17 protein-coding genes are annotated in these 13,920 nt (G+C 69.0%); 8 read left to right on the top strand and 9 right to left on the bottom strand.

Features of this window, described 5'->3' with window-relative positions; all coding sequences use genetic code 11:
* Nucleotides 1–30 precede the first annotated feature (30 nt).
* Nucleotides 31–1,587 carry a serine hydrolase domain-containing protein gene (locus tag H4W81_RS13450; protein ID WP_225958605.1) on the top strand — a complete coding sequence of 519 codons (1,557 nt, stop codon included), beginning with the start codon at nucleotides 31–33 and terminating at the stop codon, nucleotides 1,585–1,587.
* Between the two features lie 42 nt (nucleotides 1,588–1,629).
* Here the strand turns inward: H4W81_RS13450 and H4W81_RS13445 are convergent, their stop codons facing one another.
* On the bottom strand, nucleotides 1,630–1,776 hold the full coding sequence (locus H4W81_RS13445; protein WP_192775116.1) for a hypothetical protein: 147 nt from the start codon (nucleotides 1,774–1,776) through the stop codon (nucleotides 1,630–1,632).
* A 135-nt stretch (nucleotides 1,777–1,911) separates the two neighbouring features.
* Between H4W81_RS13445 and H4W81_RS13440 the strand changes: the two genes are divergently transcribed.
* On the top strand, nucleotides 1,912–3,231 hold the full coding sequence (locus H4W81_RS13440; RefSeq protein WP_192775115.1) for a serine hydrolase domain-containing protein: 1,320 nt from the start codon (nucleotides 1,912–1,914) through the stop codon (nucleotides 3,229–3,231).
* A gap of 153 nt (nucleotides 3,232–3,384) precedes the next feature.
* Here the strand turns inward: H4W81_RS13440 and H4W81_RS47115 are convergent, their stop codons facing one another.
* Nucleotides 3,385–3,639 carry a transposase gene (locus H4W81_RS47115; RefSeq protein ID WP_225958604.1) on the bottom strand — a complete coding sequence of 85 codons (255 nt, stop codon included), beginning with the start codon at nucleotides 3,637–3,639 and terminating at the stop codon, nucleotides 3,385–3,387.
* Between the two features lie 449 nt (nucleotides 3,640–4,088).
* Here H4W81_RS47115 and H4W81_RS13430 point away from each other — a divergent pair, with 449 nt between their 5' ends.
* Complete coding sequence (locus tag H4W81_RS13430; RefSeq protein WP_225958603.1) at nucleotides 4,089–4,877, top strand: arginase family protein; 789 nt, start codon at nucleotides 4,089–4,091, stop codon at nucleotides 4,875–4,877.
* A gap of 15 nt (nucleotides 4,878–4,892) precedes the next feature.
* Here H4W81_RS13430 and H4W81_RS48570 read toward each other — a convergent pair whose 3' ends face one another.
* The 3 genes from H4W81_RS48570 to H4W81_RS48560 all read right to left on the bottom strand — a co-directional run bounded on the left by H4W81_RS48570 (nucleotide 4,893) and on the right by H4W81_RS48560 (nucleotide 5,918).
* Entirely contained in the window at nucleotides 4,893–5,027 is a 135-nt protein-coding gene (locus tag H4W81_RS48570; RefSeq protein WP_264083160.1) for a hypothetical protein, read from the bottom strand.
* Entirely contained in the window at nucleotides 5,012–5,551 is a 540-nt protein-coding gene (locus tag H4W81_RS48565) for a Tn3 family transposase (RefSeq protein WP_192775114.1), read from the bottom strand. Before H4W81_RS48565 ends, H4W81_RS48570 begins: the two co-directional genes overlap by 16 nt.
* Nucleotides 5,552–5,612: 61 nt before the next feature.
* The gene (locus H4W81_RS48560) at nucleotides 5,613–5,918 is read right to left on the bottom strand and encodes a transposase (RefSeq protein ID WP_264083290.1); all 306 of its coding nucleotides are present in this window, start codon (nucleotides 5,916–5,918) and stop codon (nucleotides 5,613–5,615) included.
* A gap of 67 nt (nucleotides 5,919–5,985) precedes the next feature.
* Between H4W81_RS48560 and H4W81_RS13415 the strand changes: the two genes are divergently transcribed.
* On the top strand, nucleotides 5,986–6,354 hold the full coding sequence (locus tag H4W81_RS13415) for a nitroreductase/quinone reductase family protein (protein ID WP_192775113.1): 369 nt from the start codon (nucleotides 5,986–5,988) through the stop codon (nucleotides 6,352–6,354).
* On the opposite strand, the gene H4W81_RS13410 is transcribed toward H4W81_RS13415, so the two are convergent.
* A complete protein-coding gene (locus H4W81_RS13410) occupies nucleotides 6,344–7,348 on the bottom strand; it encodes a zinc-dependent alcohol dehydrogenase family protein (RefSeq protein WP_192775112.1) in 1,005 nt (334 codons plus the stop codon). The two genes, H4W81_RS13415 and H4W81_RS13410, sit on opposite strands and share 11 nt — an antisense overlap.
* The gene (locus H4W81_RS13405) at nucleotides 7,341–7,742 is read right to left on the bottom strand and encodes a nuclear transport factor 2 family protein (protein WP_192775111.1); all 402 of its coding nucleotides are present in this window, start codon (nucleotides 7,740–7,742) and stop codon (nucleotides 7,341–7,343) included. Before H4W81_RS13405 ends, H4W81_RS13410 begins: the two co-directional genes overlap by 8 nt.
* Nucleotides 7,743–7,834: 92 nt before the next feature.
* On the opposite strand from H4W81_RS13405, the gene H4W81_RS13400 reads away from it, so the two are divergent.
* On the top strand, nucleotides 7,835–8,425 hold the full coding sequence (locus H4W81_RS13400; protein ID WP_192775110.1) for a TetR/AcrR family transcriptional regulator: 591 nt from the start codon (nucleotides 7,835–7,837) through the stop codon (nucleotides 8,423–8,425).
* Here the strand turns inward: H4W81_RS13400 and H4W81_RS13395 are convergent.
* Nucleotides 8,412–9,314 carry a zinc-binding dehydrogenase gene (locus H4W81_RS13395; protein WP_192775109.1) on the bottom strand — a complete coding sequence of 301 codons (903 nt, stop codon included), beginning with the start codon at nucleotides 9,312–9,314 and terminating at the stop codon, nucleotides 8,412–8,414. The two genes, H4W81_RS13400 and H4W81_RS13395, sit on opposite strands and share 14 nt — an antisense overlap.
* 45 nt (nucleotides 9,315–9,359) lie before the next feature.
* Nucleotides 9,360–12,251 (bottom strand): AfsR/SARP family transcriptional regulator, encoded by a 2,892-nt coding sequence (locus H4W81_RS13390; protein ID WP_192775108.1) that lies wholly within the window; start codon nucleotides 12,249–12,251, stop codon nucleotides 9,360–9,362.
* 87 nt (nucleotides 12,252–12,338) lie between these two features.
* On the opposite strand from H4W81_RS13390, the gene H4W81_RS13385 reads away from it, so the two are divergent.
* The 3 genes from H4W81_RS13385 (at nucleotide 12,339) to H4W81_RS13380 (ending at nucleotide 13,459) form a co-directional block, all read left to right on the top strand.
* Nucleotides 12,339–12,848 (top strand): NADPH-dependent FMN reductase, encoded by a 510-nt coding sequence (locus H4W81_RS13385; protein ID WP_192775107.1) that lies wholly within the window; start codon nucleotides 12,339–12,341, stop codon nucleotides 12,846–12,848.
* Nucleotides 12,845–12,970, top strand: coding sequence for a hypothetical protein (locus H4W81_RS48555; protein WP_264083159.1), 126 nt, complete (start codon nucleotides 12,845–12,847; stop codon nucleotides 12,968–12,970). Before H4W81_RS13385 ends, H4W81_RS48555 begins: the two co-directional genes overlap by 4 nt.
* A gap of 189 nt (nucleotides 12,971–13,159) precedes the next feature.
* The gene (locus H4W81_RS13380; RefSeq protein WP_318781715.1) at nucleotides 13,160–13,459 is read left to right on the top strand and encodes an MFS transporter; all 300 of its coding nucleotides are present in this window, start codon (nucleotides 13,160–13,162) and stop codon (nucleotides 13,457–13,459) included.
* Nucleotides 13,460–13,920: the final 461 nt, after the last annotated feature.

The following is a 13,920-nucleotide window of genomic DNA, read 5'->3' as shown; positions in this document are numbered from 1 at the left end:
TTTCTCATTGGTTTAAAGGAGCATGCGATCATGTCCGTCACCCTTAAGGAGCAGGACAAGCTCACCCTGCGCACCGCCGCGTGGGGCGCCGTCTCGCTGATGTCCGCCGCTGGTGCCGCCGGCTCGGCCCATAAGGCCGCCGCCGAAGGCTCCATCGCTCTGACCTCCGCGACCGGCCTGGTTGGGCACGTGCTCGCCAAGGCGCCCAAGGGCCTGAACGGCAAGTCCACCGCCGCACTTGCCGATCAGGTGCTGCCGGCCTTGACCGCGGCCATGAGCCTGCTCAAGGAGCAGGCTCCGGCAGAGGCCGACAACTTCCGCCGCACCGTCCTGGTCGCCGTCGAGGCAGCCACCCGGCCCCAGAAGGGCGAGGTCAGCCCCACCATGGCGGAGATGGCCCGCAAGATCACCGAGGCCCTCGACGTCGCTTCGGCCACGCCGGGGGTGGCCACCCCGGACAGCAGTGTGGCCGTGCCGCCAGCCGCTGCCGGGCAGGATCGCCCGGAGTTGCAGAAGCTCATCCAGGAGATGGTCGATTCCGGTTTCGTCGGGGTGACGCTGCGCGTGCACGATGAGCGAGGCGAGTGGGTCGGCAGCGCCGGGGTGCGCGAGCTGGGCCAGAGCGCCAAGCCGCCGGCGAACGGGCACTTCCGGATCGGCAGCAACACCAAGACCTTCACCGCGACCGTGGTGCTGCAGCTGGTGGCCGAGGGCAAGATCGGGCTGGACACGCCGGTGGATGACTACCTGCCCGAGTTCGGGCTGGACCGGCGGATCACGGTGCGGATGCTGCTGCAGCACACCAGCGGGGTGTTCAACTTCACCGGCGATTACTACCCCGAGTACGTGCCGGGGATCGTCTATCAGGGCCGGGAGTGGGTGGAGGACCGGTTCAAGACCTACCGGCCGGAGGAGCTGGTCCGGCTGGCGCTGTCCAAGCCGGCGCGGTTCGAGCCGGGGACGGACTGGAGCTATTCCAACACCAACTACGTGCTGGCCAGGCTGCTGGTCGAGAAGGTCACCGGCCGCTCGCTCGGCGAGGAGATGCAGCGGCTGGTCCTGGGGCCGCTCGCCCTGTCGGGCACCGTGGCGCCGGACACCTCGACGGACGTTCCCGAGCCGCACGCCCACGCCTACTACCGGTATGAGGAGGATGGCCAGGAGAAGGTGGTCGACGTCACCCGCCAGAACCCGTCCTGGATCTCCACCGGCGGCGACATGATCTCAACCACCCAGGACCTGCACACGTTCATCTCCGCGCTGGTGGGCGGCAAGCTCCTGCCGGCCGAGCTGCTGGCCGAGATGTGCACGCCGGAGCCGAAGGCCGGCTACGGCCTGGGGGTGTTCGTGCAGGACGCGCCGGGCGGCGGCACCGTCATCACCCACAACGGCGGCATCACGGGCCACGCGGGGCTGATGTACAGCACGCCCGACGGCAGCAAGACCCTGACCGCCTCGCTGAACTATGTCGACGATGCCGCACTGTCCATGGGAGAGGCGTTCCAGAAGGCGACGCAGAGGCTCGTCGAGGAGGTGTTCGGCGGTGGGCAGGCCGGGACGGCCGACGCGGCCGAGCTGACCCAGTAGACAGCCGAGCACCGTGGACCCGTACGAGCCACGCCGGCTCGCTCACCCCGGCCGACGCCCGCCGGCATAGACGACCAGGTCCGCCCGGACCACACGCTGCGGCTGGTCGGCCGACTCATCGCCGCCGACAAGGATGTCGAGCTGCCCATCGCGCCCGGGGCCGAGCACCAACTCATCGATTGTCCGCATGACGTGCGCAAGCGCGCCTGGGACTTCCCGGTACGCGAGCCGATGGACACGCCGCCGCCGGCCTATCCCATCCCCATCGACCCCGAATCGCTCGGCGAGCTCGTCGCCTAAGCGCGACACCAGACATGAGGAACCATGAAAACTCAATCCCCACCAGCGATCACGGCGACCAAGGCGCGCTTCTTCGGCGTGCACCAACCCCCGGTCATCCGCAGCAAGGTCTTCCGGCGAGTGGCGGTCACGGCCCTGGCGGCCGCGCTGCTTGCCGGGGCGGCCACCCCCGGGATGGCCGCCGCGGACAGCAGGGCCGTGTCGAAGGCCGCTGCTGCCGGGCAGGATCGTCCGGAGCTGCAGAAGGCCCTCCAGGCATTCATCGATGCCGGTTTCGCCGGGATGCAGATGCGCGTGAACGATGAGCGAGGCCAGTGGGTCGGCAGCGCCGGGGTGCGCAAGCTCGGCGCAAGCGCCAAGCCGCCGACGAACGGACACTTCCGGATAGGCAGCACCACCAAGAACTTCACCGCGACCCTGGTGCTGAAACTGGTAGCCGCCGGCGAGATCGGGCTGGACGCCCCGGTGGCCGACTACCTGCCCCAGTACAAGCTGGACCGGCGGATCACCGTGCGGATGCTGCTGCAGCACACCAGCGGGCTGTTCGACTACACCTTCGACGTCGACCCCGACGGGAAACCGGTGTCATTGATCCCCGTGCAGGGCAAGGAGTGGGTGGCCAAGCGGTTCCACACCTACAAGGACGAGGAGCTGGTACGGCTGTCGTTGTCCAAGCGGCCGAAGTATGAGCCGGGGACGAGCTGGAGCTACGCCAACGTCAACTACGTGCTGGCCAAGCTGCTGATCGAGAAGGTCACCGGCCACTCCTACGCCACGGAGATGAAGCGGCGGATCCTGGGGCCGCTCCAGCTGGAGCACACCGTGGTGCCGGGCACCCGCTCGGGGATGCCCGCGCCGTACGCCCACGCCTACTACCGCTACGAAGACGCCGCCGACCAGTGGAAGGTGATCGACGTCACCCGCCAGAACCCCTCCTGGATCTCCGCCGCCGGTGAGATGATCTCGACCACCGAGGATCTCCACACGTTCTTCTCCGCGCTGAATGACGGCACGCTCCTGCCGGCCAAGCTGCTGGCCGAGATGCGCAAGCCGCACCCGAACAGCGCCGGCCTCTACGGCACCTACGGCCTCGGGCTGTACGTGCAGGACCTGGGCCCGGGCTGCGTCGGCACCATCCTCAACCACAACGGCAGCAACAACGGCTACGGGGCGCTGATGTACAGCACGCCGGACGGCAAGAAGACCATGACCGCCTCGATCACCACCGGCGACGCTGCAATGGACATGGCGACGGAGTTCCCGAAGGCGTTGAACAACCTCATCAAGACGGTGTTCTGCGACGGGCAGGCCAGGTCGGCTGACGGGGCCAAGCCGGCTCAGTAGACGGGGCCGAGCACCACGGACCCGTACGCCTTGAGCGCGGACTCCCTACCGTCGTGCATCAGATAGAGCGTGAACCGGGCCACGCCGACCTCACTGAGCTCGGCGTGGCCGATCCACAGGCACGGAGGCGGCCGAGCATGCCTCGGGCGCTGTCTAGAACAGGGTGTCGCGGACGCGCAGGGGTCGGTAGCCGGTCGGGCCGAGCTGGACCAGGCCGAAGTTGACCAGCGTCACTCCGTGGGTGTCGGTGGCGTGCTCGGTGATCGGGATGTCGGTGGCGTTGCCGAGGATGTCATCGAGGACGTAGTGGGCTTCCCGCTTGGTCGCCACGATGATCTTCGTGCCGTAGGTGGTGTGCTGGTCGGTGACATGGGCCACGACCACGGCCAGGATCGACGAACGCGACATCTGCAGGGGTCAGGGTGAAGAACCGAAAACAGTTCCTCCCGGCCGATCTCGGGGAACTTCCGCAGCACCTCCAGCTCCTGGTCTGCGAACACCCGTGTCGCCAACAGGTCACCCCCTCTGCCAGAGAGCCGAAGATCCTCAGCCTAGGAGCCTATTGAGCTTGCCAGATAACCGGGAAACGAGGTCCCCGTGCCGAAGGATGGCTGCCCAGCTTATGCCCGCCCCGTGATCGCTATCTCGCCAGAAACGAAGGTTATCCCGCAACCCGTCATCCGATGACGCGCGACGATGTTGTGCAAGTGACCTGCCGTCAGGTGTCGGCTGCTGGATCGCCGAACCGCGCCGCGGGGGTACAGATTCCTGCCACCAGACCGATCTGGTGGAAATTTTATTGATGAAGCATGAGAACGATCTAGACCTTTGATCCTGGCATCTCGTAATGTCGCCGCATGACGACTGTGCTCTGCGTACCACAATGGCAAGGATCGGCGTCGAGCAAGGCGCCGCGGCTGATGGCCGGTGCCCGCCGCGCCGCCGAGCTCGTTCCTGCCGACGCGGTGGTGACCGTGCCGGTGATTGAAACTGGCGGGGACAAGGCCGCCGGGGTCCGCGCATACGACGTGCTCGTGGAGAACCAGCGGATGACGCAGAAGGCACTGGCCGGCATCGACGACCGGGTGATCACTATCGGCGGCGATTGCGCGGTCGACATCCCGCCGATCGCCGCTGCCTACGCCCGCTATGGGGACGCTTTGACGGTGCTGTGGATCGATGCACACCCGGACGTCTACAGCCCACAGACCCTGCCATCGGGCGCCTTCCACGGGATGGTGGTGCGCGCGCTGCTCGGAGACGGGCCGGCCGGCCTCACGCTGGAGCAGCCCCTGGCACCACAGCAGGTGATCATCGCCGGGGAGCGGGCGGGTGACGTGTCCGAGCACGAGTACCTCGCGAAGGGCATGCGCAGGTACGGCGTCGACGACCTGGAGCGCGTGCTCGACGGTCTGCGTGGCCCCGTGTACGTGCACATCGACCTCGACGTCCTGGAGCCCGCCGTCTTCGGCGCGACCTGCTACCCGGAGCCGAACGGCGCGCAGCCGCAGCGACTGGTCGATCTCGTCTCCCAGGTGGACGACATCATCGGGGCAGCCATCACCGAGCACGCGCCATCCAGCGACGACGTCAACCCCGGCGAGGCCGAGACGATCCGCCTGCTGGGCGCCGCGCTGATGCGCTGACGGTCGAGTAGGTGATCAGTCACGCCGCGTGCTGCTCGCCAGGTCCAGGTGCTTGCTCATGTCGAGCTCCAGCCTCCCGTACAGGTTCACATGGGTCCAGAACAGGGCCGACAGGCCGCGCCGGTCGATGGCGGTCAGCTTCTTTGCCATTGCGGCTCGCGCATGACGAGCTGAATCGTGATCGTGTTCAAGTAGGTGATCGAGGCCTGGAGCAGGTGCAGCGCCAGCGCCGACACCTCGACGGTCTCCCGGTCATCGCCGGTCAGGTCACCCGCCTTGCCGTAGAAGATGTCCTTGTTGGCCGAGTGCCAGTTCTCCACCACGTTCAGGCCCTCATGGATCTCCTGGCGAAGTGCCTCGCTGGCCAGATAGTCACAAATGAAGATCGTCCTGATCACGCGGCCGAGTTCCTCGATGGCCTGGTAGGTGGAGTGCTTGGGGCCACCCCGGGTGAAGCGCCGCAGCATCTGGTGGGCCTCGGCGGTACGCAGCCGCAGCGCGGTGGCGTACTTGATCATCTGGTCGTACTGGCGGCCGATCAGGTCCCAGTCGATGGTCTTGCCCGACAGCACCTCCTCCAGCTCCGGCCAGGCCTCATCCTCCCCGGGCCCGGGCCGGTACAGCCGCGCCGAGCCGATGTTCTTCAGCCGGGGCAGCAGCTGGAAGCCCAGCAAATGCGCGAAGGCGAACCCGACGATCTAGGCGCCATGTACTGGCGATTGATCTCCGCCGAGGTCAGGTGCCGCAGCAAGCCATCATCGAGGCCACCTCGGAGGCGGACGTGCTGGTGACCTGGCTGTAGATGCACACCGATTTTCGCTCGACGTGCCAATACACCATGATTCCGGCACCTCCGTAGCACTGGTGCCATTCGGTCATCATGTTCGCCGACCATGATCCGAACTTGCGGGAGTCCGACGCGCAGGAGGTGCCTGGTCCCCACAACGCGACATCGCAGGCCTTCAGCGTCTCGTTGACCATGGTGCGGATCGCCGCCCGCAGGTTGTCGCGGTTGACGAACAGGCGCCGGGTGCGGCGCAGCGCCGGCTCGGTGTCGACGTTGTCGGCGTTGTCCGTGCTGGCGCCAGCGGACGCTTCATGAAGGAGGGTGCCGCGATGTCGTTGCCGTACGTCGATCCTCTCGCCCCGTGGTCCGCCGGCGCAATGCGTCTACTTTCACGACGGCGACCGCGTGACGATCGCCTGCTACCTGGGCGAGCCCAAGCACCCAGCCTGGTACCACAATCTTCGCGCCCATCCCGAGGTGGTGTTCGGCGGTGAGCCTCCTTCCAGCCTTTGGATAACGCCGCCCCGGCGGTTCCGGAACCCGGACCGGAACGGGCGCCAGAGGGGCGGTTTCCCCGGCAGAGAACCGCACAGGTTGAGCTTCATACAGGTCGCCCACCAGGGCACCTCCAGGAGGCCGCGAACCGTTGGGCGGCTGACCCCGGCTGCGGTCAGGTGCTTCAGAGCCTGATCACGACCTTGCCCAGGGCCTTGCCCGAGGCGTAGTAGCGGTAGGCGTCGGGGGCGTCGTCGAAGGCGAACACCCTATCGATGACGGGACGAAGCCGGTGATTTTCCATGGCGCGGTTCATCGCGAGGAACTGGGCGCGGCTGCCGACGGCGACGGCGCGCACCGTGGCGCCGGAGGCGAACAGCACCCGGGGGTCGATCGGCGGCGCGGTGTCGGAGACGAAGCCCACGCAGGCGATGTGGCCCGCTATCGCCACTGCCTTGAGTGACTGATCCAGCAGGCCCGTGACGTCGACGATGCGGTCGGCCCCTTGGCCCGCGGTCAGCTCCCGGACCCCCTCCGGCCAGTCGGGGGTGGCCCGGTAGTCGATGACCGCGTCGGCGCCGAGTTCGGCCAGCCGGTCGGCCTTGGCCGGGCTGCTGGTCGTGGCGATCACCCGGGCGCCGAGCGCCTTGGCGAGCTGGAGCGCGAACAGCGATACCCCGCCGGATCCCTGCACGAGCAGTGTCTGGCCCGGCCGCAGGCCGTCGCCGTCACCGGTCAGGGCGTTCCACGCGGTGACCGCGGCGCAGGGCAGTGTCGCGGCCTCCTCGTAGGAGAGGTGATCGGGAATCGGCACGAGCGCGTCCTCGTCGATCACGGCGAGCTCGGTCAGCATGCCGTCCAGGGAGCCGCCCCGCTGCGGCAGGTGCTGGGCGCCGAACGGGCCGTCCTGCCAGCTCGGGAAGAGCGTGGCCGTCACCCTGTCGCCGACTCGGGCGGTGCGGACCCCGGAGCCGATCGCGACGATCTCACCGGCTCCGTCCGAGACCGGCACCACGTCCGGCTTCACCGGCAGCACGTAATCGCCGCGCAGCACCATCAGCTCGCGGTAGCTGAGCGAGACGGCGCGCACCGCGACGAGGACCTGCCCGGGACCGGGGACGGGATCGTCGTGCCACCGGATCGCCAGGCCGTCGATTCCGGCACCGCTGTCGAGATGATAACTACGCATTCTCGGGCTTCCCCTCGGTGGCCAGGGGGACCTCGCCCGCGGTCTTGCTGTAGCCGAGGGCCTCTACGATCACGCCGTCGCGCACCCGCATGAGGTTGACCCCGCTCACCCAGTCGGTGGGACCGTCGCCGAATCGGTAGTGCCAGCGGATCGTCGCCCGATCGGCGGCGATCACGACCTCCTGCGGCTCGAACTGGGTGGTGCGGTCCTCGACGAGCGTCCGCCACCAGGCCAGGCAGGCCTCGCCACCCTCGACGCGCTCTCCGGTGGGGGCCGGCTGGACCGCCTCCATCACACAGTCCTCGCCGATCAGGTCGGTGAGCAGGTCGGGGTCGTGGTCGATGAAGGCGCGGTTGAAGCGGTCGATGACTTCGGTGCTGGTGCGGAACGACATGCTGAACACCTCATAGATAGAACGGTCGGTCTACTGATTGATTTATATAGACTGGTTGATCTACCTGTCAACTGCTGGAAGGCTGGACCACCATGAGTGCCCCTGCCAAGCCCGGGCCGCGAGAGCGTCTGCTGGACGCCGCCCAGAAGCTGACCTACACCCACGGCGTGAACGTCGGCGTCGACGCCCTCCTCAGGGAGGCCAACGTGGCCCGCCGGTCGTTGTATGAGCACTTCGGCGGCAAGGACGGCCTGATCGCGGCGGTGCTCCAGCGCAGTACCGCTGAGGACGAGGCCGACTACCGGCGGGTGATGCAGGCCGCGGGCGACCATCCACGCGACCGCCTGCTGGCCGTCTTCGACCGCCTCGCCGAGGTCGTCGCCGGGCCGGACTTCCACGGCTGCCGCTATCTGGCCGCCGACCTGGCCCTGGTCGAGCGCGACCACCCGGCACACGAGATCGTCCGTGAGTACCACCGGCGCGTGCACCAGCTCCTCGAAGACGACCTCACCGCCCTTGGGCATCCCCGGCCCGCGCACGCGGCCGACCAGTTCCTCCTGCTGATCGACGGCACGCTGGCGGCCGGAGCCACCCGGCCCGGCACCGACCCCGCGGCCCACGCCCGCGAACTCGCCGAGCAGATCCTCGTGACCTCCCAGGGCTTGTCTCTCAAGGGAGGGTGAGGACGGCCTTGCCCTGGACTCGGCGGGTCAGGAGGGCGTCCGCCGCGGTCATGGCCCGGTCCCACGGGCCGCGCCAGCCCACCTGAGCGTCCAGCTCGCCTCTGGACAGGAGGCCGACGAGCTCGGCGAGGTCGTCGGCGAAGGGGGTGCTCACGTTGAAGTTCTCGATGCGTCCGCGCAAGGACCGGCTCCCGGCCTCCTCGAAGTCGATCACTGTCGGCTCCTTGGCGGCCCTTCCGATGGCCTGGATCACGCCGTCGTCCTCCAACCGGTAGAACGCCTCGGCCAGTTGCTGCCCGCCCACGGTGTCCAGCACGCCGTACACCCGGCCGCGAAGGTTGGCGGGACCGTGCACGACCTCGGCCGCGCCCAGCTCCGGCAGTCCCTCGGCCCGTGACGGACTGCCGACGGAGGCGATCACGTGCGCCCCCGCACGGGCGGCCAGCTGGACCGCGTATCTGCCGACGCCGCCCGACGCCCCGGTGACCAGCACTCTTCGCCCCTGCACCGGGCCGAGCCGCCGCACCGCCTGGAGCGCGGTAACACCCGCGACCGGCAGGGCGGCGGCCAGGGCGAGATCGACGTCGTCCGGTACGACGGCCAGCTCAGCGGTGTCCACGGCCCGCAACTCGGCCCACGCCCCCGACCAGCCGAACGTCACCACACGGGTGCCCACAACGGGCCCCGAACCGTCGGCGGCCGCCCGCACGACCACTCCGGCCGCATCCCATCCCGAGACGTGATCGGGCCGGATCTGCGCGGATCTGAAGGCGATCTCCCCGAAGTTGAGAGAAACGGCCGACACCTGGACGAGCACCTGTGCGGGCGACGGGACCGGGTCGGGAACGACGCCGAAGGACAGGTCAGGGTTGAAGATCAGTGCTTTCATGTGAGCCACTCTGCCGACCCCCACGCACGGTTCGCTGATGGTCGCTCACGACCCGGCCGCGATCAGGTCGCGGACGCGGTCCACATCGCCGCGTTCGCCAGGTGGCAGGGGCGCGCCGACCGACTCCCTGAGCGCCGCCGCCTCCGCCAGCAGCCGGGCCGCCTCCTCGTACGAGCCTTCCAACGCCGCCACCTCGGCCAGCCCCTCCTGCGCCAACGCCACCGATCGCGGATCGCCGACCTCGCGAGCGGCGGCCAGCCCTTCCAGGTGCAGCGTCCGGGCGGCAGCCGTCTCCCCCCGCCCGGAGGCGATGAACCCGAGCTCGGCCAGGATCAACGTCACCCCGTAGAACGGCACCCCGAAGTCCGTCTCCAGCCGCCGATTCCATTCCAACGACTCGAGGAACAGCTCTTCGGCCCGATCAAGGTCACCCGATCGGCGGGCCACCAGCCCGAGTCCCACCCTGGCGAACTCCTCGGCGAACCTGTTGGCCTGCTCGCCCGCCAGCCGCATTCCCTGTTCGTGGAATTCGGCCGAACGCTCCAGCTGGCCGGTCAGCAAGGCGATCCGCCCCAGGCTGGACAGCCGGTACGACACGTCCGTCCACAACCGCAGATCTTCCGCGATCCGCAGTGCCTTCCGATGGAGCCGGTCGGCGCGCGCGTAGTCGCCGGTGACCTCCGCCAGGTAGCCGAGCATGTCCGAGGCCTGGAGCTGCCCCCATCGATCTCCCAGCTCCCCGAAGATCGCCATGCTTTGGGCGCCGCTGCTCGCGGCCAGGTCGAAGTCGCCTTGGAACATCGCCTGCTTGGTACGGCTCGCCAGCGCCGCCGCCTCGCCCCAGCGATCGTCCAGCGCCCTGAACTGTGCCAACGCCTCGTCCAGCAGCCCCACCGCCGTGCTCACGTCCCCGAAATGCAGGCAGGCGTGCGCCAGGAACCAGCGTGACCTGGCGTCGGGGAACTCCGTCGAGTCGATACGGCCGGCGCCCGCCAGCATCGCGAACCCCGAACCCCAAGCCGTTCCCTTGGTGTGCCGATACCCCTCCTGATGTCTGCCTCGCAGGTACCAGTACCAGGTCAGCGCCTCGACCAGTCGTGGGGACCCCGTCGAGTCCAACACCGCCCTGAGGTTGAGCACCTCCTCGTCCAGCCGCCCCAGCCACTGCCGCTGGGCGCTGCCGTACAGGTGAGGCGCGGCCCGCACGGCGAGCTCGGTGTAGTAGGCGTCCCTGACTCGAACCACTGGATCGTCCTGATCGAGTCGCTCCAGGCAGTAGGCCGCCACACTCTCCAGCAGCCGGTATCTGGGCGCGCCCGTCACCATCGACCGGCTCACCAACTGGTCGAGCAGGTCGAGATCGACCCCGACCGCCTCGGCCGCCTCCAGCGTGCAACCGCCCGGATGGATCGCCAGTGCCAGCATCGCCGAGCGCTGCGGCTCGGTGAGCTGCTCCCAGCTCCAGTCGATCACCGCCCGTAGCGTCTGCTGTCTGGCCGGCCGGCCCCGCCCCGCCCCGGCCAGCAGCCGGAACCGGTCGTCGAGCCGTTCGGCCACCCCCCGCACGCCCAGCGCCCGCACCCGGGCCGCCGCCAGTTCCAACGCCAGCGGCAACCCGTCCAGCCGCCGGCAGATCGCCTCGACCCACGGCGCGCTCTCGGCATCCGGCGACGAGCCCGAGCGCTCCACGAACATCGCGACCGCGCTCGCCTGGTCCAGCGGCGGCACCACGAAGAGCGCCTCGCCCGGCAGGGCCAGCGATTCCCGGCTGGTGGCGAGCACCCGCACCCCTGGCGCCGTCCGCAGCAGCAGTTCCACCAGCGCGGCCACCTCGCCGACCAGGTGCTCGCAGTTGTCGAGCACGAGCACCAGCCGCTGCCCGCGCAGCGCGTCGGCCAGCCGATTCGCCAGATCCGGCACGGGGACTTGAGAAGGCGAGGAAGTCTCGTCCCGCACGCCCAAAGTGGCAGCGACCAACTCAGCCACCTGCCCGGTGGCCCCGGCGAGCTCCACCAGCCACACGCCGCCGGGGAGCTCGACCGAAGACGCGACGGCCAGCGCCAGCCGGGTCTTGCCCACCCCGCCCGGACCGGTCAACGTGACCAGCCGGGAGGAGTCCATCAGTGCCCGAACCTCCGTCACCGCCTCGTCCCTGCCCACGATCGAGGTGACCGGCAAGGGAACGTTCGTCAAGGACGACACGGGCGCGGGCGCCAGCGCCGGATCCTGTACCAGGATCGCCTGATGGAGCGCGACCAGCTCGGGACCCGGATCCAGACCCAGTTCGTCGGCCAGTTGCACACGAAGCTCGGCGTACCCGGCCAGTGCCTCGCTCTGCCGTCCTGACCGGTACAACGCGCGCAGATGAGCCGCCCGCAACCGCTCCCGGAGGGGATGCTCTGCCACCAGCTCCCCCAGCTCGTCGGCCAGGCGGCTGTGTTCGCCGAGTGCGAGCCGTACCTCTGCCTGCTCTTCGAGCGCCGTCAGGCGCTGTTCGTCGAGACGGGCGGCTGCGGCTTGCGCGAAGGAGTCGCGGAAGTCGGCGTAGGCGGGACCGCGCCACAACGCCAGCGCGTCGGACAGCAGGTCGGCCTTCGCCCGCAGGTCCTCGCTCGCCAGCGCACCGGCGAGCAGACGAGTGAACTGGATGGCGTCCACCGAGTCGCTGACCAGGGAGTATCCGGCCGGCTGGTAGGCCACCAGCTGCCGATCACCCAGCGCGCGACGTAGCTGGGAGACCTTGGTCTGCAGCGTGTTGGCGGGGTTGCCCGGCAGTTCCTCGCCCCACAGATCGTCCAGGAGCCGATCAGCCGACACCGGCCGCCCCTCGTGCACCAGCAGGTCGGCGAGCAGCGCGCGGACCTTCAGCTCGGGAACGCGTATGGGCGTCCCGTCTGACGCCCACACCGAAAGCGGACCAAGCACCCCAAATCGCATCAGGCAAGGCTATCCCTGGTCGACCCCCAGCCGATCGTGCGTGCCATCAGCACAGTGGAGCCCGTCACCGAAACGAGAGGAGGCGGGATGCGACTCGCGATCATCATCGGCAGCGTACGGCAGGGCAGGTTCGGCCCCACCGCGGCGGCCTGGTTCCATACCAGGGCGTGCCGCCGAGACGACCTCGACGTGGATGTCATCGACCTGGCCGAGGCCTGGCTGCCGGCGGTCATGCCCGTGGACTTTCCCGTCTTTCCGGCGGAGGGCCCCGCCGGGCCGCCCGCCGTGGAGAATCTGCGGCCCTGGCTGGCCGAGGCGGACGCGTTCGTGGTCGTGACACCGGAGTACAACCACAGCTTTCCCGCCTCTCTCAAGAACGCCATCGACTGGTACCGCGAGGAGTGGCGGGGCAAACCCGTCGCCTTCGTCTCCTACGGCGAAGCCAGCGGCGGGCTGCGGGCCGTCGAGCAGCTACGCCCGGTCTTCACCGCGCTCGAAGCGGTGATCGTCGAGGAGACCGTCGCCTTCTACCACCACCAAACCCCCGCAGATCTGGACGCCGAGGGCCTGCTCGACGCCTTGAGGAGAACGTCATGAAGGCAGCCGCCATCCTCGTCGAAGAGCCCCGCCCGGAGGGCTTCGCGGGCCAGCTTCCGGCCCGCGACACCTGGATGCCGGTCGGCCCCTCCATGCGTGAGCGGATGCAGGTGAGGCTCTGATGAGCACCGTCGTCACTCGGACGGGCTGCCTCGCGGTTCTCGCGTGACCCTGGGGATCTTCTCCCTGATGACCTCCGAACTGCTGCCCGTGGGCCTGCTCACCCCCATCAGCTCGGCTCTGGGCGTATCTGAGGGACGGCCGGGCTGATAGTGACCGTCCCCGGCCTGCTCGCCGGGATCTCGGCGCCAGTGATCACTGTGTCCGCCGCCCGGGTGGACCGCCGGGTCCTGCTGGCCGTACTGACCGGCCTCATGGCGGTCGCCAACCTGGTCAGCGCCATCGCGCCGAACTTCACCGTCGTGCTCGTGGCACGGCTGGCGATCGGGGTGAGCGTCGGCGGCTTCTGGGCGATCGCCGGCGGCCTGGCCGTACGGCTCGTGCAGAACCGGCACGTCGCCCGGGCCACCGCGGTCATCTTCGGCGGGGTCTCCACCGCCTCCGTCGTCGGCATCCCCGCCGGAACCCTGATCGGCGACTTCGGCGGATGACGCACCGCCTTCGCGGCAGTCGGGATCCTCGGCCTGGTGCCGCCGCTGCCGTCGACACACTCGGTCACCTTCGGCGCCTTGCCCGCGCTGCTGCGCGGCAACAAGGGCGTACGGATCGGTGTGCTCATCCCTCCTCCCTGGCCGACATGGTCCGTACCGACTCCCACCAGTTGCGGCCGATCGCCGGCGACACGGCCCGCGCGCGGCCGACCGACCCTGTTGCTCATCGGCTGGCGTGCGACGCACGGCGGTCGGCCGGGGCCCGCCTACCCCCAGCGAACCCTCAGCCGACCATCAGCGCCGCCCTACAGGATGGAGCCAACGTCCGCCGCTCGGAGGGCGCGCGCCGGCTCAGGTGAATCCCGCCGGTCATCGGAAGGTTCTCCCGCGACAGAGGCCTGGCTGGAGATCGTTTAGCACGATGTTATGAAAGCCCCACCTCTTGAACACTTTGTGCTGTT

Source organism: Nonomuraea africana (assembly GCF_014873535.1).
Classification (GTDB): domain Bacteria; phylum Actinomycetota; class Actinomycetes; order Streptosporangiales; family Streptosporangiaceae; genus Nonomuraea; species Nonomuraea africana.
The sequence above is the reverse complement of the archived record's forward strand: the minus strand, read 5'-3'. Positions and strand labels throughout refer to the sequence as shown.

What these genes read in the sequence shown, in the direction of transcription:
- H4W81_RS13450 (WP_225958605.1), top strand. Translation starts at nt 31, where the DNA reads ATGTCCGTCACCCTTAAGGAGCAGGACAAGCTCACCCTGCGCACCGCC.
- H4W81_RS13445 (WP_192775116.1), bottom strand. Translation starts at nt 1,776, where the DNA reads ATGCGGACAATCGATGAGTTGGTGCTCGGCCCCGGGCGCGATGGGCAG.
- H4W81_RS13440 (WP_192775115.1), top strand. Translation starts at nt 1,912, where the DNA reads ATGAAAACTCAATCCCCACCAGCGATCACGGCGACCAAGGCGCGCTTC.
- H4W81_RS47115 (WP_225958604.1), bottom strand. Translation starts at nt 3,639, where the DNA reads ATGTCGCGTTCGTCGATCCTGGCCGTGGTCGTGGCCCATGTCACCGAC.
- H4W81_RS13430 (WP_225958603.1), top strand. Translation starts at nt 4,089, where the DNA reads ATGACGACTGTGCTCTGCGTACCACAATGGCAAGGATCGGCGTCGAGC.
- H4W81_RS48570 (WP_264083160.1), bottom strand. Translation starts at nt 5,027, where the DNA reads ATGGCAAAGAAGCTGACCGCCATCGACCGGCGCGGCCTGTCGGCCCTG.
- H4W81_RS13410 (WP_192775112.1), bottom strand. Translation starts at nt 7,348, where the DNA reads ATGCGTAGTTATCATCTCGACAGCGGTGCCGGAATCGACGGCCTGGCG.
- H4W81_RS13405 (WP_192775111.1), bottom strand. Translation starts at nt 7,742, where the DNA reads ATGTCGTTCCGCACCAGCACCGAAGTCATCGACCGCTTCAACCGCGCC.
- H4W81_RS13400 (WP_192775110.1), top strand. Translation starts at nt 7,835, where the DNA reads ATGAGTGCCCCTGCCAAGCCCGGGCCGCGAGAGCGTCTGCTGGACGCC.
- H4W81_RS13395 (WP_192775109.1), bottom strand. Translation starts at nt 9,314, where the DNA reads ATGAAAGCACTGATCTTCAACCCTGACCTGTCCTTCGGCGTCGTTCCC.
- H4W81_RS13390 (WP_192775108.1), bottom strand. Translation starts at nt 12,251, where the DNA reads ATGCGATTTGGGGTGCTTGGTCCGCTTTCGGTGTGGGCGTCAGACGGG.
- H4W81_RS13385 (WP_192775107.1), top strand. Translation starts at nt 12,339, where the DNA reads ATGCGACTCGCGATCATCATCGGCAGCGTACGGCAGGGCAGGTTCGGC.
- H4W81_RS48555 (WP_264083159.1), top strand. Translation starts at nt 12,845, where the DNA reads ATGAAGGCAGCCGCCATCCTCGTCGAAGAGCCCCGCCCGGAGGGCTTC.